At 56.5% G+C, this 24,589-nt stretch carries 26 protein-coding genes; 20 read left to right on the top strand and 6 right to left on the bottom strand.

Annotation, left to right across the window (positions count from 1 at the left end; genetic code table 11):
* The first annotated feature begins 114 nt into the window (after positions 1–114).
* The 8 genes from C6366_RS00610 (at position 115) to C6366_RS00575 (ending at position 8,304) form a co-directional block, all read left to right on the top strand.
* On the top strand, positions 115–930 hold the full coding sequence (locus C6366_RS00610) for a class I SAM-dependent methyltransferase (protein WP_031387178.1): 816 nt from the start codon (positions 115–117) through the stop codon (positions 928–930).
* Complete coding sequence (locus tag C6366_RS00605) at positions 927–1,895, top strand: hypothetical protein (RefSeq protein WP_107735411.1); 969 nt, start codon at positions 927–929, stop codon at positions 1,893–1,895. Before C6366_RS00610 ends, C6366_RS00605 begins: the two co-directional genes overlap by 4 nt.
* Before the next feature lie 224 nt (positions 1,896–2,119).
* Positions 2,120–2,374, top strand: coding sequence for an AbrB/MazE/SpoVT family DNA-binding domain-containing protein (locus C6366_RS00600; RefSeq protein ID WP_107735410.1), 255 nt, complete (start codon positions 2,120–2,122; stop codon positions 2,372–2,374).
* The gene (locus C6366_RS00595) at positions 2,368–2,691 is read left to right on the top strand and encodes a type II toxin-antitoxin system PemK/MazF family toxin (protein ID WP_199221385.1); all 324 of its coding nucleotides are present in this window, start codon (positions 2,368–2,370) and stop codon (positions 2,689–2,691) included. Before C6366_RS00600 ends, C6366_RS00595 begins: the two co-directional genes overlap by 7 nt.
* A 139-nt stretch (positions 2,692–2,830) precedes the next feature.
* On the top strand, positions 2,831–3,331 hold the full coding sequence (locus C6366_RS00590) for a GNAT family N-acetyltransferase (protein WP_107735408.1): 501 nt from the start codon (positions 2,831–2,833) through the stop codon (positions 3,329–3,331).
* A gap of 329 nt (positions 3,332–3,660) precedes the next feature.
* Entirely contained in the window at positions 3,661–3,858 is a 198-nt protein-coding gene (locus C6366_RS00585) for a hypothetical protein (RefSeq protein ID WP_107735407.1), read from the top strand.
* 279 nt (positions 3,859–4,137) lie between these two features.
* The gene (locus C6366_RS00580) at positions 4,138–5,175 is read left to right on the top strand and encodes a DNA cytosine methyltransferase (RefSeq protein WP_107735406.1); all 1,038 of its coding nucleotides are present in this window, start codon (positions 4,138–4,140) and stop codon (positions 5,173–5,175) included.
* A gap of 3 nt (positions 5,176–5,178) precedes the next feature.
* Positions 5,179–8,304, top strand: a complete 3,126-nt coding sequence (locus tag C6366_RS00575; protein WP_107735405.1) for an ATP-dependent DNA helicase — start codon at positions 5,179–5,181, stop codon at positions 8,302–8,304.
* 368 nt (positions 8,305–8,672) lie between these two features.
* On the opposite strand, the gene C6366_RS00570 is transcribed toward C6366_RS00575, so the two are convergent.
* From C6366_RS00570 to C6366_RS00555, 3 genes are all read right to left on the bottom strand, one after another.
* A complete protein-coding gene (locus C6366_RS00570) occupies positions 8,673–9,758 on the bottom strand; it encodes an ADP-ribosylglycohydrolase family protein (protein WP_107735552.1) in 1,086 nt (361 codons plus the stop codon).
* 209 nt (positions 9,759–9,967) lie between these two features.
* Positions 9,968–10,531 (bottom strand): TetR/AcrR family transcriptional regulator, encoded by a 564-nt coding sequence (locus C6366_RS00565; protein ID WP_107735404.1) that lies wholly within the window; start codon positions 10,529–10,531, stop codon positions 9,968–9,970.
* Between the two features lie 276 nt (positions 10,532–10,807).
* Complete coding sequence (locus C6366_RS00555; protein ID WP_107735402.1) at positions 10,808–12,160, bottom strand: MATE family efflux transporter; 1,353 nt, start codon at positions 12,158–12,160, stop codon at positions 10,808–10,810.
* A 130-nt stretch (positions 12,161–12,290) separates the two neighbouring features.
* On the opposite strand from C6366_RS00555, the gene ilvN reads away from it, so the two are divergent.
* The 12 genes from ilvN to msrA all read left to right on the top strand — a co-directional run bounded on the left by ilvN (position 12,291) and on the right by msrA (position 20,417).
* A complete protein-coding gene (gene ilvN / locus C6366_RS00550; protein WP_035272369.1) occupies positions 12,291–12,614 on the top strand; it encodes an acetolactate synthase small subunit in 324 nt (107 codons plus the stop codon).
* Between the two features lie 144 nt (positions 12,615–12,758).
* The gene (locus tag C6366_RS00545) at positions 12,759–13,388 is read left to right on the top strand and encodes a LysE family translocator (protein WP_107735400.1); all 630 of its coding nucleotides are present in this window, start codon (positions 12,759–12,761) and stop codon (positions 13,386–13,388) included.
* Between the two features lie 343 nt (positions 13,389–13,731).
* Positions 13,732–14,268: a DUF3592 domain-containing protein gene (locus C6366_RS00540; RefSeq protein WP_146164731.1), complete on the top strand. Its 537-nt coding sequence runs from the start codon at positions 13,732–13,734 to the stop codon at positions 14,266–14,268.
* A 269-nt stretch (positions 14,269–14,537) separates the two neighbouring features.
* Positions 14,538–14,987, top strand: coding sequence for a hypothetical protein (locus C6366_RS19155; protein WP_146164730.1), 450 nt, complete (start codon positions 14,538–14,540; stop codon positions 14,985–14,987).
* Positions 14,984–15,538: a DUF3592 domain-containing protein gene (locus tag C6366_RS00530; protein ID WP_107735397.1), complete on the top strand. Its 555-nt coding sequence runs from the start codon at positions 14,984–14,986 to the stop codon at positions 15,536–15,538. Before C6366_RS19155 ends, C6366_RS00530 begins: the two co-directional genes overlap by 4 nt.
* A gap of 19 nt (positions 15,539–15,557) precedes the next feature.
* On the top strand, positions 15,558–16,037 hold the full coding sequence (locus tag C6366_RS00525) for a hypothetical protein (RefSeq protein WP_107735396.1): 480 nt from the start codon (positions 15,558–15,560) through the stop codon (positions 16,035–16,037).
* 143 nt (positions 16,038–16,180) lie between these two features.
* Positions 16,181–17,080 (top strand): DMT family transporter, encoded by a 900-nt coding sequence (locus C6366_RS00520; RefSeq protein WP_107735395.1) that lies wholly within the window; start codon positions 16,181–16,183, stop codon positions 17,078–17,080.
* A 222-nt stretch (positions 17,081–17,302) separates the two neighbouring features.
* Positions 17,303–17,803, top strand: coding sequence for a VOC family protein (locus tag C6366_RS00510; protein WP_199221384.1), 501 nt, complete (start codon positions 17,303–17,305; stop codon positions 17,801–17,803).
* A gap of 67 nt (positions 17,804–17,870) precedes the next feature.
* Positions 17,871–18,653, top strand: a complete 783-nt coding sequence (locus C6366_RS00505; protein WP_107735394.1) for a dienelactone hydrolase family protein — start codon at positions 17,871–17,873, stop codon at positions 18,651–18,653.
* Positions 18,654–18,771: 118 nt separating this feature from the next.
* Positions 18,772–18,969 carry a rubredoxin-like domain-containing protein gene (locus C6366_RS00500; RefSeq protein WP_107735393.1) on the top strand — a complete coding sequence of 66 codons (198 nt, stop codon included), beginning with the start codon at positions 18,772–18,774 and terminating at the stop codon, positions 18,967–18,969.
* A gap of 248 nt (positions 18,970–19,217) precedes the next feature.
* Positions 19,218–19,709, top strand: a complete 492-nt coding sequence (gene msrB, locus C6366_RS00495; RefSeq protein WP_107735392.1) for a peptide-methionine (R)-S-oxide reductase MsrB — start codon at positions 19,218–19,220, stop codon at positions 19,707–19,709.
* A gap of 66 nt (positions 19,710–19,775) precedes the next feature.
* A complete protein-coding gene (gene msrA / locus C6366_RS00490) occupies positions 19,776–20,417 on the top strand; it encodes a peptide-methionine (S)-S-oxide reductase MsrA (protein ID WP_233248345.1) in 642 nt (213 codons plus the stop codon).
* A 159-nt stretch (positions 20,418–20,576) separates the two neighbouring features.
* Here msrA and C6366_RS00485 read toward each other — a convergent pair whose 3' ends face one another.
* The 3 genes from C6366_RS00485 to betC form a co-directional block, all read right to left on the bottom strand.
* Positions 20,577–21,503 (bottom strand): ABC transporter substrate-binding protein, encoded by a 927-nt coding sequence (locus C6366_RS00485; protein ID WP_107735391.1) that lies wholly within the window; start codon positions 21,501–21,503, stop codon positions 20,577–20,579.
* A 20-nt stretch (positions 21,504–21,523) separates the two neighbouring features.
* Positions 21,524–22,684, bottom strand: a complete 1,161-nt coding sequence (locus C6366_RS00480) for an anaerobic sulfatase maturase (protein ID WP_107735390.1) — start codon at positions 22,682–22,684, stop codon at positions 21,524–21,526.
* Positions 22,685–23,019: 335 nt separating this feature from the next.
* On the bottom strand, positions 23,020–24,588 hold the full coding sequence (gene betC / locus C6366_RS00475; RefSeq protein ID WP_107735389.1) for a choline-sulfatase: 1,569 nt from the start codon (positions 24,586–24,588) through the stop codon (positions 23,020–23,022).
* Position 24,589 lies beyond the last annotated feature (1 nt).

Raw genomic sequence — 24,589 nt, 5'->3', positions numbered from 1 at the left:
TTGCATTTAGGCGAAATTGTGTTGCATAGTATTCGCAATCGTGCCATTGTGCAAGGCCGTCTTGGCTGGATTGAATAAAAAATGATTACGAGACGCAAAATGAGGTAAACAATCATGAATATCGACTGGAAAAGCGCCTGGAAGGATGCGGTTGCGCGGATGAGCAGCATCAGCCATGTCGGCTACTGGAACGAGCGCGCGGACGACTATGACGACTTCATCCGTACCAGCGAGTTTGCCTACGGAAAGATAATGGCGGATGTTCTGATCCAGGCCGACATGTTCGGTTCTGAGAGCAGAGTGCTGGAGATCGCCTCCGGGGTGGGCGCCGTGACCCTGCCTCTGGCCTCGCGCTGCGCAGAGGTAGTGGCCATCGAGCCCGCGCGGCGGATGGCCGACCGGCTCGCGGAAAATGCCAAGACCCACGGTTTGACGAACATTGAAATCCGTCGCCGGACCCTGGAAGAGGCCATGGGCGACATTCCCGAGAACTCTTTCGACTTCACGTTGATGTGCCATGCCTCCTGGCAGTTCCCGGACATGCTGGAAGTGGTCCGCTTCATGGACGCATCGAGCCGCAAAGGAGCCTGCCTGGCGGATACCGCGGGGTTCGACGATCAGGTCCAGGGCCGGATGTACAAGGCCTTTGGTATTGAGGCGGATTGCACGGACCGCTTTCCCTATCTGTACAACCTCCTCTACGCTGAGGGATACCGACCCAATGTACGGATGATCCCCCATGCCATGCGCCGATCCGTGGATTCGGCCCTGAGCATGTGGAAGCTGGTGCTGGGCAAGTACCGCGTTCCCACCGCGGAAGATCTCGCGGTGATCCAGGACCACGTGCATCAGCGGGCCAGGGAGGGCCTCTATGAAGTGCCTTCGGTCATGGCCGTGATGTGGTGGGATAAACGCTCAGGACTGGTGTGACCCGGGAAATCCTGGCTGGAGCCGAGCAGGCCTTTGGCCTTTGTCTCGCGGTCCTGCCGACCATGCTGGCGGGGTGTCTGGCCGGCAGCGCCTTTGCCAACTCCAGGTTCGGGCTCAAGTGCGGGGCGCTGTTCATGCCCCTGGCCCGTCTGGCCAGCCTGGGCCGGCTGCGCGAACCGATTGCCCTGTATCTCGCCCTGTGCTTCCTGAGTTTTCATTCGGCCAACGCCTATCTGGCCTCGCTGCTGCACAGGGGAATTGTCCAGAGACGCATGATTCTGGGCATCTACCTCGTGGGCTGGCTGCCCGCCAGCATGCATTTCTACATTTTCTACACCGCCCCCGTGCTCTTTCCGGGTTTCGGAGTCATGACCGCCGGTATCGTGATCAGTCTCTACGTGTTGGCCAGCGTGCTCATTTTTCTCTCCGGCGTGGTCCTGACCCGCATGACCGCTAGGCGATACCCGGAATCCGCCGCTACCACGACGCCGGGCTTGCCCGGCGAGCCACTCCGGCCCGGATGGAAGACCGTGCTCCGCACCGGCCTGCTCCAGTTTCGGAGTATTGCGGGGGTGTTCGTGCCGTGCATCTTCGCGGTGCAGATCCTTTTATCTCTCTCGTCGGCCCGCGCCCTGATGGACGGCGTCGGGGACATGCTTTTGCTGTTCGGCCTGCCACCCGCCGGGGCGCTGGTGACCGTCACGGCCCTGCCCAGCGTCATGGGCGGGTTCGCCACGGCCATCGCCTGTCTGAACGACGGCCTTTTGATGCCCTCGCAAATCCCGAAAGTGCTGATGATCGCCGCCATCGGGCATGCTTTTTTCTCGGCCTTTTCCTATTTTCTGCCGGCCAACGCGGCGGTCTTCGGCCCACGCTTCGGCACCAGGATCACCTTCTCCAGCCTGGTGGTCCGGGTTCCAAGCCTGGTGGTCGCCTTGGCCGTGGCCTGTTGCGTGGTGATGTGACGTTGCGACATCGCGGAATGTGGTTGCTATGGTTTTGCCTTTCGCCCAAACCGCACCCACAGGCTGTACAGAAACAGGCAACTACCTGGCCGCCTCACGGGCCGTCGAACTACGCGAGCCGGGATTGAACGCGTATCTGAACTGACGAGTGGCGTTTTAAGTTGCTGATTGACACGCTTAAAAGGCGTAATTACAATGTGGCAACATAAATCAGGAGGTGGCTCATGAGAGCGCATGTCGTCAAGATCGGTAATTCTCAGGGATTGCGCATCCCAAAGCCTATTCTCGAACAAACGGGGATTATCGGCGATGTTGAAATGGAGGTTAAAAACAATCAGATCATCATCCGTTCGGTTCAAAATCCGCGGGAAGGATGGGATAAGGCTTTTGAAACGATGCGGAAAAATGCGGATGATGCGCCTCTTCTCGTGGGGAGTGATCTTTCACATTCGTGGGATGAGGAAGAGTGGCAATGGTAGTCAAACGCTTTGACGTTTACCTGGTAGGGCTTGATCCGACCGTTGGGTCCGAAATCCAGAAGACCAGACCCTGCCTGATTATCTCGCCGGATGAAATGAACAGGCATATCCGCACCGTGATCGTCGCTCCTATGACATCGACCAGCAAGGATTATCCAACGCGGGTTCCCTGCACGTTCAAAAAGAAACATGGTCACATTGTATTGGATCAGATTCGAACGATAGACAAGGAACGCCTAGTGAAAAAGCTCGGGGCGATCGATCCAAAGGTTCAATTGGAAGTTTCTTCGGTATTGCAGAGAATGTTCGCATTTTAGACATTAATCATAACCATCCAGCGGTCCCGCCTGTGGTCCTTCCTGTTACCATCCGGAAAATTATGCTGTAATTCTCGGCACAAGGAATCCGAAAATTCGGATTATTGTCTTAAGAAACTCGGAAAATCGCTATGTTGCCATGGATAAGGATGTGATTCTCCGGACCGCATTGTCCCCGTCCCAGGCGCTGGAACTGGACGAGCTGCTGTGGACGGCCCTGTGGAAACCGCTGGGTTTGGACCGGGACGTGCGCGGAAAATTCAAGGCCCTGGGCCGGGAGACCGTGATCGCGGCAGAGATGGATGGCCGGATTATCGGGGGCCTGGTTGCCGTTTGGGACGACCAAGGCGAGGTGGAGCTCCGCCACCTGGCCGTGGACGCGGCCATGCGGGGCCGGGGCGTGGGAACACGGCTGGCAACGGCCCTGCTGGAGAGCGCCAGGGAACAAGGCTGTTGCCGGGTGCATACCATTGCCCGGAGCACCTCGGTTCCTTTCTTCATGAAGCTGGGCTTTGGCCCAGCGCCAGGCACCGCCCCGCAACATCCTTTGTTGGAACAGCATGGGATACGGTTTGAGCTGATGGAGGTGCTGATTGGTGAGGGGGCCAGGCAGCAGGATGAGCCGGAGGTATATGGATGAAAACGCCGACCGGTCCGGGCATTGAGCGACCAAGGCTCGGGCTTGATGTTTCTAGCGTAGGGGTGATAGGCGGGATGCACTGCTTGGGGCGTGGGGTTTTGCAGGATTCATTTTTTCCGTTGAAGTCAGCTTTATGCACCGTCCCTGAGAATGAACCCATGATTACCGCATAATGCTGACTTCAATCCAATTTATTAAAATATTCCCGGTAATTTCTTAGAACGGTGTTGACCAGCGTAGGTGGAAAGAAGTGTTACTTTGCGAAGTCTTTACAGTGTAGGGACGAATATTCTTGAAGATGAGCTGAATGCTGCATAATGGAGGTTACCATGCTGCCTGCAGAGAAATACAATCCTGAGTATGTGACTGATTCCGCGGGACATAAACGGGCAGTCATATTGCCTGTTGAGGAATATCAGGAGCTTATGGATGATTTGGCCGTTATAGCTGAGCGTCGAGAAGAACCGACAATCTCTCACGATAAGGTCATGGAGGTTTTGAAGCGCGATGGCTACTTATCGGATTGAGTGGAAATCGTCCTCGCACTCAAGCGAAGCTGGGATTCAAGGCAGTTGGGAGAAGAATCATTGAGAAAGTCACCAACGTCGAGTCGGCGTTTCGTGAGGAACCAGAATCATACAATGGGCATTCTAAGGAAAAATAATGGCCTGTATTGAAACATATCGCCAGACAATTCAGGATATTGGCTCGGCCTGACCCCAAGCCAAATTGGAATAAGATCATCAAAAAGCAAGACCTGGGCCCAGCACCCGCATTTTTTTCAGTCTACCAAGGGAGGTAACCGTTTGTTAAACAAACGTCATACTGCGATAGATCTTTTCAGCGGCTGTGGTGGGCTGTCGCTGGGGCTGCGGTACGCTGGATTCCAGGTGGTCGCAGCCGTCGAAAGCGATACTCTTGCCTGTGACACCTACGAATTAAACCATCCTGGCACTGTTCTACTTCGAAAAGATATTCGAAAAATTCGCCCATCCTACCTTCTCAAGCAGTTAAATCTTAAGCCCGGAGAACTGACACTCCTGGCGGGATGCCCGCCTTGTCAAGGGTTCTCGACGCTTCGTACCTTGAACGGTAGCGTGAATGTTGAGGAACCAATGAACGACTTACTCTTCCAGTTTCTCAAATTTGTTCGCGCCTTTGTGCCTAAGTCGATTCTAATGGAGAACGTTCCTGGCCTGGCGGTAGATGCGCGGCTTGAGAAGTTCAAAAGGGAGATAAGGAAACTGGGCTATCAATCCAACGTCGAAGTCCTTAATGCCGCCGACTACGGTACGCCGCAACGCCGGCGGCGCATGGTGCTGATAGCGACATTTGGTCAACAACCGCGATTCGGCGAAATTCCAAAATACAGAAAGACCGTCGCTTGGGCTTTACGCCGACTCGAGAGACCGGAAAACAGTAACGATGTGCTTCATAACTATGAAATTCGCCGCTCTGAAGAGGTGCAAAAACTAATTGAGAAGATCCCTCTTAATGGAGGTAGTCGGACCGACTTGCCGAAAAAGTACCAGCTAGAATGTCACAAAAATTGTGACGGCTTTAAAGACATCTATGGCCGGATGAGCTGGGACAAGCCTTCGCCAACGATAACGGGTGGTTGCATTAATCCATCCAAGGGCCGCTTTCTGCATCCTGAACAACATCGCGCAATTACCCTTAGAGAAGCCGCACTTTTGCAAGGTTTTCCAAAGAATTATAAGTTTGATATGTCGCGGGGCCGTTACCTTGCGGCCAAAATGATTGGAAACGCTTTTCCCCCCAGGTTTGCCCAGCTGCATGCAACAGCTTTGCTAAACGCCATCACTTCTGAAACAGGAACTTGAACAATGCCAATCAATCCCGAATATGCTCGCGACATTCTGCTTGAAAACCTAAATAGTGAGCAAAGAGAAGCTGTTGCGTCACCCCATCGTCAGCTGCTAGTTATTGCCGGAGCAGGCTCCGGGAAAACCGAAGTCATGGCTCGTCGAGTTGCGTGGTGGGTTGCAGTGGATGGAGTTTCGAAGGACAAGATCGTTGCCTTTACATTTATGAATGAAGCAGCGGAGGAGCTAAAATTTAGAATTCGCTCCTGGCTCGAACGAGTGACCAAAGACGACGAGGAGCCTACCCTGGGAGGTATGTATATCGGCACAATCCATGGTTTCTGCCTTAAAGCGTTACGGGACTTCGCTCCTGCGGATTACTACATGTTCGATGTGTTGGATGATGCGGGAAGAATTTCTTTTATCGAACAAGGCTGGTGGAATGTCTTGGGTCTACAGCCTTTTCGATCAAGTGCCGAACGCGCTGGTGCGGTAAGCGGAAAATTTGCTGCGTATGAGTTGTTTCGAAACGGATATGATCAATTGAACGAACACGGACTTCTCGATGTTCAACTGTCCAGCGAGCCGATACCGGCAGATGTTCGCGAGGAGCGGGATTGGTGTATGGACTCAGAGCTCCTCACCCCGGTAGGCACTGATGATCTGTCTGAGAGATTTGGTGATTCTGCCGCAAGATACTACTCCTATCTCAGGGCGAGGAGATTTTTCGATTTCGGCACAGTTCAATCTGAATTACTTAAACGTCTTGAAGCCGACGGCGTGTTTCGCACGCGTTTTGAAGATTGTTGGTCCCATCTCGTTGTAGACGAAGTCCAAGACATTAATCCGGTTCAGGATCGAATTATCCGTTCGATAGTCCGAGACAATGGACACATGACAGCAGTCGGCGACCACAGACAAGCGATCTATGCATTTCGCGGTGGTCGTGTGGACTTGATGGGTTCGCTCTACATGGAAATCGAACCAGCTCCCGATGGCCGAGTTGTTGAACTGCCCGCAAACTACCGGTCCACAGAGCGCATTATTCAAATAGCGAATGAGTGGTCACAAACAATTCAAGAACGTGGTGGTATGACCAACCCCGATATGGCTCATGGCCGTGAATCTAGGATTGACCAGCACGACAACCATGTTGCACTCATACGCTTCGTCGATCGTGACGATGAGGCGTCTTGGATAGCTGAGAGCATTGATCATTTGGTTCGTTATGTGGATGGTCAAGGAGCGTCACACGACGTACGTGACAAAGAACGCGGTATAAGTTTCGGCGATGTAGCGATACTCGTTAGATCCGGTACTGACATTCGCACGTACCAGAACGCACTTCAAGATCGTGGGATTCCAGCTGTTGTAAGAGGTGGTCCTGACCTATTTTCACAGCCTGAAAGCCTGCTCGTCTTGTCCGCGTTTGCTTTAGCTTCAGGCGTTGATTCGTTCATGGGCAACGAAGACCGCCAGGGTTCCCTTCCCAATCGCATCCGAACCACTCTGAACGTTGACTCCCGCGCTACGGAAGTGATCCCAGCGGCGGTTATAGAGTTGCGTCAACGCGGATTAACGTTTTCTGATGATACTGCCGAAAGGCTTGTACGGCTTTCCGAAGCTATTTGCAGACGTAACGCCCTTGACCGAGGATTACGACTTCGTGAAGAAGAGGTTTTTTGCGCTGATGCGCGGCGATGGCTTGCGCGCGGGGGGGCAATACGACGAGTATTTCCCCAGAAAATCTTTCATTGGTTGCTTGAGGAGGCAGGAATTGCGGATTGGGGGCAGAACGCATATGCGGAAACTGCGCGCTTCCATATTGGGCAAATCAGCAAGTTGATAAAGGGCATCGAGACTTCCGGATGGACACCTCCAAATAGTCTCAAGTGGCAAACTATCGCTCTCATGCAATGGGGTTCCTCCCGAGCGAGGTCAGAAGCTGCGCCATTGCTAGTATCCCCGGATGCAGTTTCTATCACAACAATCCACTCAGCGAAGGGCCTAGAATTTTCGGCTGTTTTCCTGGCTGATGTCAACGCTCAAAGATTTCCCTCCAAGCTCGCTAAGCAGCAAGTTTCACTACCATTCGATCTAGACGTCGTGACCAATATTGATCCCGCGCGTTTGGCTGACAACGACAACTACGACGATGAACGACGTCTTCTATATGTGGCCATGACCCGGGCTGAACGCTATTTGTTCGTTACCTGTAGTGGGCGGCGACGTTCACGATTTATCACAGAGTTGGAACCGATATTTCGAAACCATGGAGCGGTGGTAAACCAGGGTGCCGTAGACATAGCACCCTCGCTTATCTACTCGCCAATCTCAGTTGATACAGAAGCTAGCTTTGCCACCAGCTTTTCGGACTTGCGGTACTACACCGAATGCCCCCAGGATTTCTACATGAGGGTTGTTATGGGATTTACTCCGACAATCGGGCAAGAATTCGGCTATGGTCGCGGCGTTCACAACCTGCTTCGGGCTATTCATCAAAACCCTGCCCATTGGGCAGCATTAGCTGGAGATCGCGCGGGTCTGAATGAAGCCGTCATACACTTGGTCGATCAGGGCATGTTCTATCTTCGGTACACGACCGGAGTTCCACTAGAAAATTTAAGAAGAAAGGCAATCGCAGGGGTTACCGAATACGTTGTACGTTTTGCCGAAGAACTAGGTACTCTTGAGTTCGAGCCCGAGAAGGAGTTCGAAACACTCATTCAAGAAGAACAACTACTCATTAGTGGAGCGATTGATGTTGTTCGTCTCGACGACCCGCCACGCGTAACTATCGTTGACTTTAAATCGGGAGATGCTGACGAGGATACGGGTAGCGGCCTCACGCATGACTTAATGGCTATGCAGATAGGCGTTTACGGTCTAGCTGCTGTACACGAACTTGAATATGAACCTCAGCAAGGATTGGTTCGATATATCGGTGAAACTAATCCGGATCGCATGGAAATTACTGTAGACCTCACAGACGACCAACTCCGTTACGTCCGTGCCCAATTAGTTGAAACTGCGAGAAACATCCGAGATCGGGAATTTGATCATGGACCGTCCGAGCAAATTGAGGGGCGTTGTTTTGGTTGTGATTTCAAAAACATTTGTCGTCGAAGCCAAGTTCGCCGCAGCTAGTTGACCCCCTATGCGTCGTTCGGCATTGTAGATAGAAACAAGATAGCATTAAGGAAAGATTGGATTATTTGGTTACTCTCGGTTTAATTGCGGAGTGCTTAAAAATCATTGCTGAGGTTGTCGGTCATATCGTGGCTTTTTTTTACAAAAGACACATAAAAAGTGCTGTCGAACGTGTACTGAAGGAACTGAGGTCTGCTCTTGACTTTTGAGGTTCGAGCGGATGGCGTAAACCATTACGGATTCAACATCCCGGAGCATAAAATGGAGTCGGTCGGCGCCGCAAGTCACTTTCCGTCAGGGTGAGGCAATTCCAATCCTTCAAAAAAAATCGCTGACGACGACTGAGTCGGCGCGGATCGCCCGGCTCAGCGCTGCTCGACCATGGAAGCGAGGCTCTCCGACAGTCGGCGCAACTCGTCAGCCTCCTCGAGACCGTCCAGGAAGCGTCGGGGGATGCCGGAAAGGCCCGTCTGGGCGCCGACGAGCGCGCCGGTCAGGATGGAGCGGGCCTGGTTCTGGCCGCCGCCGTTGAGCGCGTGAAGCACCGCGGACTCGAAGTCGTCGTGGAACCTGGCGGCAAGGTAGTACGCCGCTGGGAGCATATGGTAGATGGCGCAGGGCATGCCGTAGACCAGGGAGACCTTCCAGGCCGGTTCGATGCGGATTTCCGGGTCCGCCGCCGCGGCGGCCATGTAGGACGGGGAGAGCAAGGCGTCCGGGGAGGCGAAGAGACCGGCGCGGGGCGGTTCGGGTTGGCCCGGTGCCGGAGGCTGGAGATTGTCGCTGGTCACGGCGTGAAAGGGCAGCTCTCCGGACTTGACCAGGTCCATGAGCTTGGATGACAGGTTCGCGTCCAGGGCGTGTCCCCGGACCAGCAGGCCGAGCACGGCGCCGAAGGCGACGGTCATGGATGCCACCAGTGCGTTGGCCTGGGTCAGGACGGTGTTGTCGGCCACGGCCGAGGCCAGCTCTCGGGGCTGGAACGCGTAGCGGACGGCGATGGCCAGGGTACGTTCGATGGCCTCCGTGGTGTCGGCCTCGCCCCCGGTCCGGTCCCAGGACAGGCCCAGCTTCACCCGGCGCCGCCAGGCCTCGCGGATGGACTGACTGGTGTATCCCCCCGGGCCGCTGATCGGAGTGCCGTCCAGAAGCGGGAACAGCTCTTCTTCCAGGCGGCGGCAAAAATCCTTTTCGTCGTACCCCCCGCATTCAACGAGGGAACGAAGCGTCAGCTTCAGGATAAAGCCCGCCTGGGAAAGCTGGCCCGCCCTGAATCCCTCGTGATATCGGCCCGGTTTGGGGTCGGTATAGCCGCTGATCCATTCCCCGTAGTCGCGTCGCAGTTCGGCCAGATCATAGTACCAGTGCGGCCCGAGTCCCAGGGCGTCCCCGATGAAGGCTCCCATGAGGGCCCCGGCCGCGCGATCCCGAATAGTCGTGTTCGTCGACATGTTCCGATCCTCCATACTCTTGTCAGGCGGTTATCGCGTTCTCCTCCTGCGGCCCACGACGCATCCCGGAGATGACATCCGGCTTGCTTTCAACGGCCATGCGGTCAAGGCTGAAGGAGGAAAAGGCGCTTCGGAGAAGGTTGAATTCGCTGAAAAAAAGCATAGTTGCGAGCCAAGAGCAGACGTGACTCTCGCATGACCGCGGCAATCTATCCATCTTGCCCGTGTGTCATTTCGATAAGGCTGGATAACAAAGCAGAGTGCTCCTTTTGATAACCAGCCCCCATTAAAATCTCAAGCCATATCCCATCGGCCGCATATCTCAGAACTTGCAGCATTTGGTCTGAATCCGTGTCGTGGTGTAGTCTTTGTTTTTCTTTCATCCATTCGTTATACATGGACTTTAATTGTGGCTCGGATAGTGCGTAGATGGCAAAAGATACCCACTGTTCTTTCTGCCCCGAGGCAACATCTTTCCAGATAGAATTGATATAAGCTCTGGTAAATCGCCCATATTCTATTGGATCTTCAGCCATCAACTTGCCAAGTTCCGTATCCAGTTGGTCTATGAAATACCTTGATACAGCCGCGCTAAGTTGATTCTTGTTCTGGAAATGGTGGAGGAATCCCCCCTTGGTAACACCAGCCGCGTCAGCGACGGCCTGGATTGTAACTGCATTAGGACCTTGCTCGGTGATGATGCGCGCGGCACACTCAATAAGCTTGCTCCGGACTATTTCAGGTTGTTTTTTTCGTTTATGAGCTGTCGGCATAAGAGACCCCCGCATTTTCCCTAAGCATAATCAGTTGGAATCTAAAGCAGTAATTTGCCATGAGTACTGAAAAACTATCTCAAATTGCTTTCCATGATTAACTGAGTGTTGAAAAAGTCCTTATCCAACAGTCCGTTCAAAAACCCCAAGTGCAAGGAGCAAAAAAAGTTCAAGGTCGAAGCGTATTTATTCATACGTGAGAGTTTGAACTTTTTTCGGCGACGCAGCAATTGGGAGTTTTTCAACGGACTGTTAACCATGTTGCCAAGCATCCGTCTACAGATGTGAAAACAATTTTTTATGTGTCCTCTGAATCAGGATGAGCGCAACTCCCAGTGTCAGCAATTCCGCCAGCGGAATTGCCGTCCACACGCCGGTAATGCCCATGAACATCGGCAAAACGGTGACGCCGACCAGCACGAATACCAACCCGCGCGCCGCGGAAACGATGATTGAACTCTTTGCTTCGCCCAGTGCGGTAAAGTAGGCGATGATCAGCACGTTGAGTCCGTTGACCAGAAATACGAAAGCGAAGAGATGCAAGCCGTCAACCGCGATCTGGAATGCCTGGCTTTCGCTGCCGTCGAAGAACAACAGGATCGCATGCTCCCCAAACACCTGCAGCACGATGAACACCATGATCCCGATGCTCATGTTGATCGCCGCGGCAAAGCGAAATATCCGCTTGACCCGCTGGTGGTTTCCAGCTCCGTAATTGTAGCTCAGCACCGGAATCAGCCCATCCGAAATACCAAGAAACAGCAATATCCCCGTGAAGTTGATGTAGTTGATGGCTGTGAACGCGGCCACACCGTCGGCCCCCAAGAGGCGAACCACTGTGAGGTTGATGATCAGGATGCTGACCGCGGCCGCCATTTCCGAAACGCCCTCGGATGAACCGTTGTAAGCGGCACGTCGCAGGAGCGACATCTGAAAACGACCCTTCAGCATCGACAGCCGCTGTTTGGGATTGAACGTGATACATCCGGAAATCAGCAACCCGATGGTGAAAGCGACACCGGTGGCCATGCTCGCCCCGGCATTGCCCCAGCCCAGCCAGATCACGAAGCAAAAGGTAAGTAACACATTGACCACCACGCTAAGCGACATGATGAGCATCGAAAACCTGGGATGCCCTAATGCCTTCAACATGGCGTCGGAATAAAAGCAGAGGGTCAGTGGCAAGATGAACGGAACCAGCCCCTTAAGGTAGGCCAGAGAGAACGGCAGCAGCCGCTCGTCAGCACCTATCAGTTTGGTCAGGGGCTCAGCAAACAGCAGCAGCAACACCGTGACAATCAAGCTGATCCCCACCAGTGCCCGGAAGCCGGTGGACATCGCGTCCTGGGCTTTGTCCGGATTCCGGCGTCCCAGCTCCATGCTGACCAGAGTCTGGCTTCCGATGCCGACGATCAGCGCCAACACCATGATGAAGCTGTACAGCGGCATCATGATGTTGATCCCCCCCAAAGCGTCCGGCCCCAGATGGTTCCCCACCACGACGCCGTCTACCAGAGTCTGCACGCCAAAAAACACCATCGTGACCACGCTTGGCAGCGAGTACTTCAGAAAGACCCTGCTGACAGGGGCTCGTTCTAAGAGATGCTTATCATCTAAATTGCTTTTCATGGATATTTTCGCCGCCTAACGTTCCGGTACCCGGTACAAATAACCAAAACATACCGACCGGACGGTTTCTTTGTCAATGGCGGGACCGGGGTCGTCTGTTTCAACCGAACAACGATCGAGGTGGTGGTCAGTGTCTGAGAAGCGCCATACCGTGCTCGACGTGCGGGTAAACAACCATCCCGGCGTGATGTCTCATGTCTGCGGCCTGTTCTCTCGCCGGGCCTTCAACGTGGAGGCTATTCTCTGTCTGCCGGTGAACGGCGGTGAGGAAAGCCGCGTCTGGATGCTGATCTTCGAGGATGACCGCCTGGAGCAAATGATCCGCCAGATGCGCAAGCTGCGGGACGTGCACGAGGTCCGCGTAACGGCTGACGCCGTGGACGTTTTCGCCCAACTGCGACGAATCATGGAGCCGGATACCGGGATAAACGCTCCATGGCCTCAAGAAAACTGAGCAGAGGGGCAACTCCGGAGGCCGTTCGCGGAGAGCGCGGCGGTCCGCGAAGATCCCGCGATTGCGATCCGCGCCAAGCCGGGGTAGTCGCCTTTACCTGAGTGTTTTTAGCCGAACCGGGATGCCGGGCAAAGGAGAAGCGTGATGACAATGCACTCCTGGCTGGTCTATTTGACGCTGGTCTTTGTGGCGACAGCCACGCCGGGGCCGGCCGTGCTGTTCATCGTCACCAACTCGGCACTGCACGGATGGAAAAAGGCCGTGTTCGCCGCCCTGGGCAACATCCTCGGCCTCTTTTGCCTCGGCGTTCTGGCGATCGCGGGATTGGGGACGATTCTCAAGGCATCAGAACCTGTCTTCGAGATGATCAAGTATGCGGGCGCCGCGTATCTGATCTTCATGGGGCTCACGCTCATCCTGCGGAAATCCCATCAGGTTCCAGGGCGCGACCTGATCTGCTCAAGGCCGCTTCCGGCGGGGAGGATCTGCATCCAGGCCTTTGGCGTGGCCATGAGTAATCCAAAGGCGATCATCTTCCTGACGGCCCTGTTTCCGCAGTTCATCAACGTGGATCAGGCCTTGATCCCGCAGTTCGCGATTCTGATCTGCACCTTAATGACGCTGTCCTTTGCTTTTCTTATGTTCTACGCACTCCTGGCCCACTCCGCCAGAGCCTGGCTGAACAGCCCGAACAGAGTCCGAACCGTTCACCGCGCAAGTGGTTCGATCTTTATCGGCTTCGGCGCTCTCCTGGCCGCTTCGTTCGACAGGTAGACCGCGCTCCTTGCGCTTGCGGGAGCGGGTCAGGTTCTACGCCTCTTGGAGAACGCATTGTTTGTGGCAGTAAGATGTTCTATAGAGACGAAGCTCGGGCCGCTCAAGACACGAACGGCATCGTTTTGTACATTTACTCCGACCGCGAACCCAGCCCGGAGTTCAGGAAATGCTACACGCACGGCGCGCTGGATTGACGACGCGGCGAACATGGTCACGCCGGCATCGGGCTGGCGCGTTCCTTCCGGGCCAGTATTTCGGCTCGTGATCGGGGAACCTGCTTTGATGCGCTTTGGAGCGCGGGGGGTTGCAGGGTTCACTTCTATCCGTCGAAGTCGGCTTTATGCACCGTGCTGATTTGGAACAAAAACGAAAGACGGCAGGCTTCTGGATCGGTCTGCCATTGATGATGGTATTTCTGGTGGGTGGTATCGTCGGCATCGTCAAAGGCGGGAGCGGAATCTGGCTGGAAAGGGAGTTGCAAAATCGCGGCCTGACGGCCGAAGGCGAGGTCGTCAAGGTGACGTCAAAGCGGACCAGCCCTTCCAGTGGCGAGCCCGCCAAACATTGGAAGGTGACAACCTACTGTTTCACTGTCGACGGAGCAGCGTTCGAGAACACCATAGAAGTTTCCGCGCAGCTAAGTTACGAGCGGGGTATCCCGCTGCCACGCGAGGGTGATCGTATCCTGGTGCACTACCTGTCTGAAGAACCCACGAGCAACTGGCCCCTGATGTACCGGGTGGGCTGGTGGAACTGGTTCATGTTCGGGTTCGGCCTGCTGCTTGCCGGATCTTCCGCTTTTGTGCTGGCAGGCATGATCATGGTGCGCTTGCGAGGGGCGCGGCGTGCGGAGCAGGCAAGGAGGAGTACGAGATGACGGGGGCGGACATTCTCATTTGGGGGGCCATTCTAGCCCTGGCCATCTGGGGGCCGTACCGCATATTCCACTCCATGCGAAGAGATCGGGCTTGGCCGCAGCGTGTAGAGCGGTTTGCGCAAGCCCATGCGCTTCGGGAAGTACAGGCAGACGCCCTTCGGGAGAGTGATCCACCAGGGCACGACTGGAACCGGGCCGGGCACATTTTCCAGCGGAGAAACCGGAGCGCCAACCCTTCACTCCACCGACCCGTAGCCGGAACTGCCGTATTGCACGGTGAACTCAGGGGGCTGCCGTTCTTCTTCGATCAGGTGATCTTCAAGCGAAACAACCGGATACGGATATACGCCCGGATGGCGGTCGATGTGCCCGGCATGCCCAGCACTCTGGAGGTGTCGCCCCTCGGTAGTGTGCGTCGGTTTCTTCGCGCCCTCACGCCTCGACGGGCGGCGCCGCCGGGACGGCCCTCACCGCGAAATTACCTGCTGCGTTATTCAAAAAATCCTGCCGGCCAAGTCCGCGAACAGACCTTTCCGACAGCCGATCTTGTCCAGGCGCTGGATAACGCACACAGTGAAAACGGCAAGATCTATCTGGCAAACGGAAAACTCTATCTGATCAGTGACCGGCATGGAAACCGCGAGATCGACCTGAATGGCATGTATGACGATCTCAACGGAATTGTTTCCATCGTACTTGCGACGGGAAGAACGAGATGAAGCCAAAGGGTGCGCCAGGGCCGTGGGTAACCCTTATCGCGGGAGTCGCCTGCACGATCATTGGGCTATGGGTACTGTTGTCGCACCTGCTTCCACAGTTCGAGGATCGGCAGCGCATGCAGAGCTGGGAGGCCGTACCGGGTGAGATTATCAGCGTGGAGTTTCGGGGTGGCGGCAGATTGGGCTCCATGCACGGCGTTACCTATCGGACGGTCGCGGAATATCGCTATTCGGTGGATGGGGCCAGCCATGTCGGCGACCGGGTCGGCATCCAGCCAAGCAAATACAGTGATAGCATCGGCGACTATCACCAACGCATGTATGAAAAACTCCGTCGTGCTCAACGAAGTGGGGAAGTGCAGGTTTGGGTCAATCCGGATGATCCCACGGAATCCGTGCTCGACCGAGAGATTCGGTGGGAGGTTGTCAGATTTCTGGGAGGATTTGGTTCGGCGTTTGTCGTCGCTGGCCTGCTTTTCATCGTAGTCGGTCTGCGCCGTTTCAGCGATCCTTCATTCCTGAAGCCGATCAGCCCCGGCCCGTCAGCATAATGATAAGGTGGGATATTCAATGGGATTCTTTTCAAAACTTTTTGGAGATGATGATAAAAGCGAAGAACCGGGGAAGGCAGCCATGGTGCAGCGCCGCAAGTTCATGGATCTCGTGCTTGACGAAGAGGGGGTGCACACGCCCGACGGCGTGCTGACGCTGAACAAAATAACGAGAGCCGACATCATCAGGAACCGCTCGCTCGAATACGGCGGGGGCGGGTATCATGCATCAGGGGCAGGGATTCTCAGCGGCTCGGTGATCGGCGGCGCTATCGCGGGTCCGCTTGGGGCCATCGGAGGGGGGCTTTTAGGTTCGACCGTCGAGCAAGAGAGCGGAAACAACGGTATCATGCGCACGACATCCGCTACGCTCATCTTCGAGTCACCAGAGCTGGCATACTCCACCAAGGTTTCGCGAGATCGAGTCGAGGAGGCGCAAGCCTTCGTGGATGCCGTGAAGAACGCGGCGGAACGGCGACGGCCTCGCAAACTCAATTAACGTATTCCGAGCGCGAACCCAGTCCGGAATTCAGGGAATACTCCAAGCCCTGACGCCATGTCCGCCGACCGCATCTCGAAACTCCTCGACTGCAACTCTGGCCGCCGCGACCTTTTTATTTCAGTATCAAAAAACGAGATCACATGATGGGCGCGAGTACGGCTTTCGTGGCGCTGGCGGCTTTTTTCTGGGGGTTGTCCGGTGGAATCGGCGGCATCCTTATGGCCGACGGCTGGGACGCGTTCGTCGTTTCATTCTACCGGGGCGTGATCGGACTGCTGTGCGTCCTCGTCTGGCTGATGCTGCGCCCGCGCGGCAGTGGACTGGCAAATCGCCGGTTATGGTTCTGGTCAGCGATTGCCGGTCTCGGCGTAGCGGGCAATTTCTCTTTCTATTTCGTGAGCATCGGCCAGGGAAGCGTCGCGGTTGCGGCGACGTTGATGTACTGCGCACCCGTGTTCGTGTACCTCGCGTCATTCGCCCTGAAGCTTGAAAGGCCCACCCCGCTGAAGTGGGCCGCGATCGCGGTGGTGATGCTCGGCATCGTGTTGCTCACTGGGATTTACGACATCGGCGCGAGCGGCGTCACGGCCATTGGCGCGGGCGCCGGGCTGCTTTCCGGGCTGTCCTACGCGATATTCATTTTCGGCTTCAAGTATGCGGCACCGCATGGCAGCCCGCAGGCGATTCTCGCCATTGCGTTCGCGGTACTTGCCGTCATCCTGATCTGGCCGGGTGATGCCGACCAGGCCGTTGCGGTACTGAGTACTCCGGATTGGCCGCTGTTCGTGGTACTGGGCGTGTTCGGCGCGGGATTGTCGTTCGTTCTTTATATCATCGGCCTGAGACATACGGCACCGGCCGTGGCCTCAATCGTGGCCATGGTTGAGCCGGTCACCGCGTCGCTGTTCGGCGTCGTGATTTTGCAACAAACCCTGGTTGGTCCGCAAATTTTGGGCATGGGGCTGATATTGGTCACCGTGACCGCGCTGAGTGTAACTTCCCGATCCGCGAGGCCACCTTCCGATTTAACCACGAGCTGACCGTCCGGGTGCTTTATCCTACGATTACGACGCCTACCTTGATCCTGTGGGGGCGAGAGGACGGCTGGATACCGCTGGAGCGGGGGGAAGTACTCCAGAGCATGATTCCAGGATCGGCTCTTCACGTCATTGACAATGCGGGTCGCTTGGTTATCGAAGAGAAACCTGATGCGTTGGTCAAGGAAATTTTGGATTTTACTCAAATCTAGCAATCACATAACCATGCCGGGGTTGACCGCGTCCATCCGGTTGCCCTCGCCGCGCAAGCGCTTCGAGAACAACCGCCTGGGCCGGACTTCGTCCGACTGGATCTCACAACAAGGAGCGTCCATTACGGTGAATTCATTATCGCCCTGCATCATCACCGCCAAGGTCAAGGAGTCCCGTGACTTTTACGTCCGGCATTTCGGTGCAAAGGTCACTTTCGATTGCGGTTGGTACGTCAATCTCGAATTCAATAAGGGCGCAAGCCTTCAGTTTATGGCTCCCCAGCCCGATCAACCAGCCTGCAATCCCGCCGGGTTGACGTACAACTTCAGCGTCTCGGACGTTGATGCCGAATTCCAATCGCTCACGGCCTCCGGTTTGGTTGCCGTCATGCCTCTCGAAGATCATCCCTGGGGAGATCGCGGGTTCGCCGTTCAAGACCCGAACGGCGTCGTTCTCTACATTTACTCCGAGCGCGAACCGAGTCCGGAGTTCAAGCAATACTACAAGCCCTGAACCCTTCATATTCCACCTTTGCCTAAAAAATCTCCGCTCAACCCGCAACTCCAAGGAGGGCATCGCCATGAAGTCGCTCGCTTGCACGCCGTTGCTGCTTTTGGCTCTGACGCTTTCGGCATGGGCCGAGCCAATCACCAAGACCGTGCCCTATGCCATTGGCGAGACGCAATTCGAGGGAACGATAGTCTACCAAGGCTACTCGTCCCAAAACAAGCCAGGGGTTCTGATGGTTCCCAATTGGATGGGCCCCACCGCGCAATCCGTGGAAAAGGCGGCTCGTGTTGCCGGTGATGGGTACGTCGTGTTCATGATCGACATGTACGGCAAGGAGGTCAGGCCGACGAACCGCGCCGAAGCCGCGGCGGCCGCCGGATCGCTTCGGGCGGACAGGCGGCTGATGCGCGAACGGGTCAATGCCGCGCTGGAGGTGTTCAAGGAACAAGCCGGCGACGTTCCGCTGGATCCTTCCCGGATCGCGGCCATTGGTTTCTGCTTCGGAGGAGGGGTCGTGCTGGAACTGGCCCGCGGCGGCACGGAACTGCCCGGCGTGGTCTCCTTTCACGGCAACCTGGACACGCCGGACCCGGCCGACGCGAAACGGATCAAGGCCAAAATCCTGGTGCTCCACGGCGCGAACGATCCGGCTGTGCCGGACGAACAAGTTCAGACCTTTATCCAGGAAATGCGTGACGCCGGGGTGGATTGGCAACTCATCCACTATGGCGGAGCCGTGCACTCCTTCACGGACCCGCACGCGGACACTCCCGGCAGGAACGAATACCACCCGCTGGTTGCCCAACGGGCTTTCATCGCCATGGAGGCGTTTTTCAGGGAAATATTTGAATAGCCCGCCCTCGCGGACCAAGGGCTTGAAAGCCCAACGGAAAGCGAGGATTGTCGAAGAGGCGTGACATGGCAGCGCGTGGACTTCGGCGCGAAAACACGACTCACTCAAGGAGCGAAAGATGGCTTACTTCAAATGCGACAACTGCGGAAACACCGTGGAGGCGCGAACGCCGCCGGAAATCTGTCCGGCCTGCGCCCAAAAGTGCCTATTCGTGGACGTGACCTGCTACACGCCGGAATGCGGAGGGCCGGAATCCAGAAGCATCAACCCGGCCATGTTTGAAAAAGAACGCACCGCGGGAAAGACGGAAAAATAAGCGCGGACCAGGAACGATCGGTGAGGGCGAGCCATGCCGGACGTCCGGCATGGCTCGAAAGACGTACGTTCCGCTTGAGGCCCGCACCGGAACAAGGCCACTGCAACAGCACACATTGGGCACGGCTCCCCCCAGCAGTCTATTGCCGCGCATCTCGGGCTTCATTATGCCATTGTCAGCAGGATCATCAAAAAAAGAACGAGACAAGTAAAAAAGCAAGACCTGACCCCGTAACACGGGAGGCCAAAATGCATCGTCGTGACTTTCTGCTGCTCACTCTCGGAGCGGGCGTAAGCCTGATGCTGCCCGCGGGAGCGGCCATGGGCAATGTCAACGTCAATGTCGGGGTGCGCGAGTTTCATCCCGTGACGGATCGTTCCTGGGACCTCGGCCCCCTCACGCACGACCCGGCGTACTGGCGTGACCACGTCTTTGACGCCGCATGGGACATCCTGTTCCGCGACGGGACGGAGCCCCCCTTCTCGAGCCCGCTGGACAAGCTCTACGAGGACGGCACCTACGTCTGCGCGGCCTGTCACCTGCCGCTGTTCAGTTCTGACGCCAAGTACGACAGTCGCACCGGCTGGCCGAGCTTCTACCAACCCTTCGAAGGCCATATGGGCACGAAAGCGGATCGCAAGCTCTGGAGGGTGCGCACGGAATACCACTGCATCCGCTGCCGCGGACACCAGGGCCATGTGTTCGATGACGGCCCCAAGCCCACGGGCCAACGCTGGTGAAACAACGGGCTCGCCCTGCGCTTCGTGCCGGTCGACGAGCCGCTGCCGCAACTGCGAGGCTGAAAAATGAAACCGATAATGATACTGATTCGGAAACTGCCGTGGATCCCTGTCCTGCTGCTGGCCTGCGTGCTTGTCCCCGCGACCGGCTTTGCCGACGATGAGCAGCGGGCCACGGCCCTGTTCGCGGGGGGCTGCTTCTGGTGCGTGGAAGAGGCGTTCGACGCGGTCGACGGCGTCGTCGCCACCACGTCCGGCTTCGCCGGAGGCCATGTCGAGAATCCATCCTATGAACGGGTGGTCGCCGGGGGCACCGGCCACTACGAGAGCGTGCTGGTCGAGTACGACCCCTCGCGGGTCTCCTACGAGGAACTGCTCTACGCCTTCTGGCGCAATGTCGACCCGCTGGACGGCGGGGGGCAGTTCTGCGACCGGGGCGACCATTACCGGGCGGCCGTCTTTGTCCACGGCGAGGACGAATACCGGGCGGCCCGGAAATCAAAGGAGGAACTGGATCGCTCCGGGCGCTTCGATAAACCGATTGCCACGGAAATTCTCGAACGAACCACCTTCTACCCGGCGGAAGAGCATCACCAGAACTACTACCAAAAGAATCCGTTGCGTTATCGGTACTATGTGACCCGATGCGGCCGCTATTCGCGCCTGAACCAGGTCTGGGGAGACGAGGCCCGGCCGGGGAAGAATTGATCACCCCGCGACCGGCGGTCCGTTGAAAAATGCCGAACCGCCGCGCCGTCGCAAAGGCTTCGAACTCTCGCGTTTGCATAGCCGGACCTCGGTCTCTTTTGCTCCTCGTACTTGAAGTTTTTCAGCGGACCGCCGGATTAGGATCGTTGCAGTACTCGGCTAGTTGAACGTGTTTTGAATCAACTCCATGGCTGGAGTGCCGTCCGGGGTTGAGACGCCCGCGAACCAGCCCGAAACAATGTCCATATTGTTCTTTATCCAGGTTCCGGCCACTTCGGCGGCGGGCAGACCTTCCTGTCCGTATGCGTTGATCCAGAGGCTTTGCGTCTCGGATGTGACCGTCATTTGCTGAAGAAACTGATAGGCGTCGGGGTATTGCGCTTTAAACCCGTCGCGGACGACCGTGTGGATCAGCGACGCGCTCGCGAAGCTTTCCGTGCCTTGGACAGGCTCCAGGTACTCCATGTCTATTCTGATATTCATCCAGTGCGGCTTCCAGCAGGCGAACGCGACCCATTGGCCGTTGTCGATCAGCCTCATGACCTCCGCCAGCATGATGGGAGTCGTGGTCCCCGTCTGATCCCAGTCGCCGAGCCCCGCCACGTTATTGGCGATGATTTCCTCCATGGCCGTGTGCATGGGCGAGCCGACTTCGATATTGTAGATGTGGCGGCTGAATTTGTCGCCATGGGCGGCAAGGTCGGCGAAGCTTTGGACTCCTTCTTCCGCCACGTAGTCGGGCACGCATAAACTGATCAGGGCGTCGTCCAGATTGGTCTGGACGATTTCCACCGCTCCTTTTTCAAGTAAGGGAGTCAGCAGTGGATTTTGCTGCGGGGTCCAGGCTCCCAGGAACGCATCCACGTCGCCGTTTTCCATGCCCTTGTACACCACGGGAGGACCGACCTGGATCTGTTCCGTCGCATATCCCAATGCTTCCAGAAGTTGCGCCGCGATTTCGGTTTTGACCTCCACGCCGGGCCAGGGCGGCACGCCGAACCGAATGGGGTCTTGGGCCAGGGAGACGGATCCCCAGCTCAAAAAGAGAATGATGGCCAGGCACGGGATGGTGAGTGATTTCTTCATGCTTCCTCCTTGGTTGCGATTCAAAAAAGAGAGCCGGCCGGGGCCGGTCGCCCGGAAATGTCGCGGGCGATGCTCATAAAGCGAGGGACTGTTTTGTCGTAAAAATACTTCCATCCCTCGCACAGGACGCTTGCGTGGTTGTTTTTTGTCAGGCGGAACGCGGGGCAATCGCCTTTGCAAAGTTGAAGATAGGGGCAGCGGGCGCATTTTGGAGCCCAGGCCGACTTCTGATCGGAAAACTGCAGATACCCTGTTGAATCAAGCACTTCGTCAAAGGAGTCGTCGTGGACGTTGCCCAGTTTGTGCCCGGGTTGGACAAAAAAATCACAGGGATAGACGTCGCCATTATATTCGACGACCAGATACTGATCACAACGGTCCGCCATGCGGCATTCCGCCGCCTTGCCCATGACCAGTCGCGCCAGGATTGATTCGAAGTTGCGGACGCTGACCGTGCCCATGTCGCCCGCGAACCATTGTTCAAAAATCCGGAGCAAAAATTCTCCCCATTCGGGTCCGGTCAGGCCAAGGCCAGGGCCGGGGCCAGGGCCGGAGCCAAGGCCGGGGTCGGGGCCGTTGTTCCAGGAATCTTGCCGCAAACAGGGGATAAACTGGATATGCCTGAACCCCTGGCTCGTCAGATGGTCGTACACCGCCTCCGGACGGTGCGCATTGGCCGAGGAAACCAGGCAGACCGCGTTTACCGGCACGCCGTGCTTCCTGAACATCCCGACCCCTTCGACGACCTTGTCATGGGTGGGCCCGCCTCGCGGCGTTTTGCGGAAGGCGTCATGCAGGGCGGCGGGGCCGTCCATGCTGCATCCGGCGAGAAATCTGTACTTCCCCATGTGAGCGGCCATTTCCGGGGTGATCAGGGTGGCGTTGGTCTGGATGCAGTTGACGATTCGGGAACCTTTTCGGGCTGTTTTTTTCTGCAGATCCGTGACCCGCTGAAAAAACTCCTCGCCCATCAGGGCCGGCTCTCCTCCCTGCCAGGTCAGGGAGTAGACCTGCTGCCTGGTTGCAAAATACCGTTCCAACATGCGCTGAAGCGTTGCGTCGGACATCCGGGGTCTTTGGTCTTCCGGGGAGAGCTTTTTTTTATCCAGATAAAAGCAATACGCGCACACGAGATTGCAGTCAGCGGAAGCCGGCTTCACCAGCAAGGAAAAAGCGCGCATCAGTTTGGGAGCATTACGCGTTTCTGTAAATCGGGATGGGAGCATTACACATTTTTTGATGAGCCTCACTCTTTTAGGCCGCCCCTTCAGGGCTGGATAAACTATCTCATTGATATCCCAGGGCGTTGCCCTGGGCTGTACTTGTTTCGCCCCTTCAGGGCTTGATTTCAGCCCCAAAGGGGCGACATGTTATAGCCCAGGGCAACGCCCTGGGACAACGATGGGAAAGCAGACGAGCCCTGTAAGGGCGACCTACCTCAGCGAACGCAGAATTTTGTCATAAACGCGTAATGCTCCCCATCAATTTTCGGGAACCGGGTTTGCGCGCGGGCTGTTCATGTCCGTGAAGCGATCCTGGCGCAATGTTCCACATCGTTGAGATCAAGGTGATTGCGCATGTATTTCTGAGATGCGTCCTGGATGGGCTGAAAATCCCACGATGTATGTTTCCCGGTCATGTGCGCCTTGAAGACGAGCCTTCTTCTTTTCTGGCTTTTCAGAATTTGGTCGTGCAGAGCATTCAGGTCCTGGTGTTGGGCGACGATGGTTTCGAACTCCAGGCACGCGTCGCGGTATGCGCTGTTGGGGGCAAGATTCTCAAGTTCGTCGGGGTCCGTCTCAAGATCAAAGAGCAGCGGAGGATCAGCGGGGCAGTGGATATATTTGTATCCGCCCTTCCTGACCATGATCATGGGCGCGACGGCGCCTTCGCCCAGGTACTCCGAAATGACCGGCCTCTCGAAATCGTCCGCTTCTCCCCGGAGCAAGGGCGCCAGGCTTTTGCCGTCCAGTTCGTCCGCCGGATTTTGCGCATGAGGATCGGCGGACAATTCCAGCAGGGTCGGCAGAAGATCGACCAGGGAAACGGGGGCGGCGATCCTGCGCGGTTGAAAAAAATCAGGGCCGGACACGATGAGGGGCACCCTGACCGACCATTCATGAAAGGACATCTTGTACCAGAGCCCGCGTTCACCCAGCATGTCGCCGTGATCCGCCGTAAGAATGATCACGGTGTTTTCCCGCAGCCCCGCATGCTCCAGGGCCTTCAGGATGCGTCCGATCTTGTCGTCGACGTAGCTGATCTGGCCATAGTAGGCGTGTCTGGCATTGCGGACATACTCCCCGTCTATCTCCCCCCGGCCCATTTTGCAGGCCTGGCGCAGCCTCCGGCTGTGCGGGTCGCACCGGTCATACGCGATATGCCCGACCCGGGGCGGATCGATCTTTTCGTGGTCATAGCGATCCCAGTGCTCTTTCGGGCAGGCATACGGATCGTGGGGGTGGGTAAAGGACACCGTCAGGCAGAATGGGCGGTCGTCCCCGTTCCCGTCCTCGGGGCTTTTCCTGGCTCTGGTCCTGGCTCTGGCCAGATCATAAATGTGTCGTTCAGCCAGAAAACCGACCTCGTCGTCGAAATCGATCTGATTGGTCCGTTCACAGGGCCCGGCCTGGTAGACGCTGTCCATGTTGTGATACCACCAGTCAAAGCGATGGTCCGGCCTTTCCCAGTCCGGGGCCCAGCCGTGGTCGGCCGGGTAGACGTCCGTGGTCAGACGTTCCTCAAACCCGTGCAACTGGTCCGCGCCCACGAAATGCATCTTGCCGCACAAGGTGGTCCTGTATCCGTTTGCCCTGAGGTAGTGGGCAAATGTCGGGATGTCCGCCGGAAATTCCGCCCCGTTGTCATAGGCCCCGATTTTGGACGTATGTTGCCCGGACAGCATGGAGAACCGCGAAGGGGCGCAGAGCGGGTTGTTGCAGTAGGCATTGTCGAAGATCACGCCGTCATCGGCCAATGCATCCATGTGCGGCGTCTTGGTGACCGGATGTCCATAGCAGGGCAGGGCCAGCGCGGCCAACTGGTCCACTTGGATGATCAGGATGTTCGGTTTGCTTGCAGCCATT

This window comes from Desulfonatronum sp. SC1 (assembly GCF_003046795.1).
Lineage (GTDB): Bacteria > Desulfobacterota > Desulfovibrionia > Desulfovibrionales > Desulfonatronaceae > Desulfonatronum.
The sequence above is the reverse complement of the archived record's forward strand: the minus strand, read 5'-3'. Positions and strand labels throughout refer to the sequence as shown.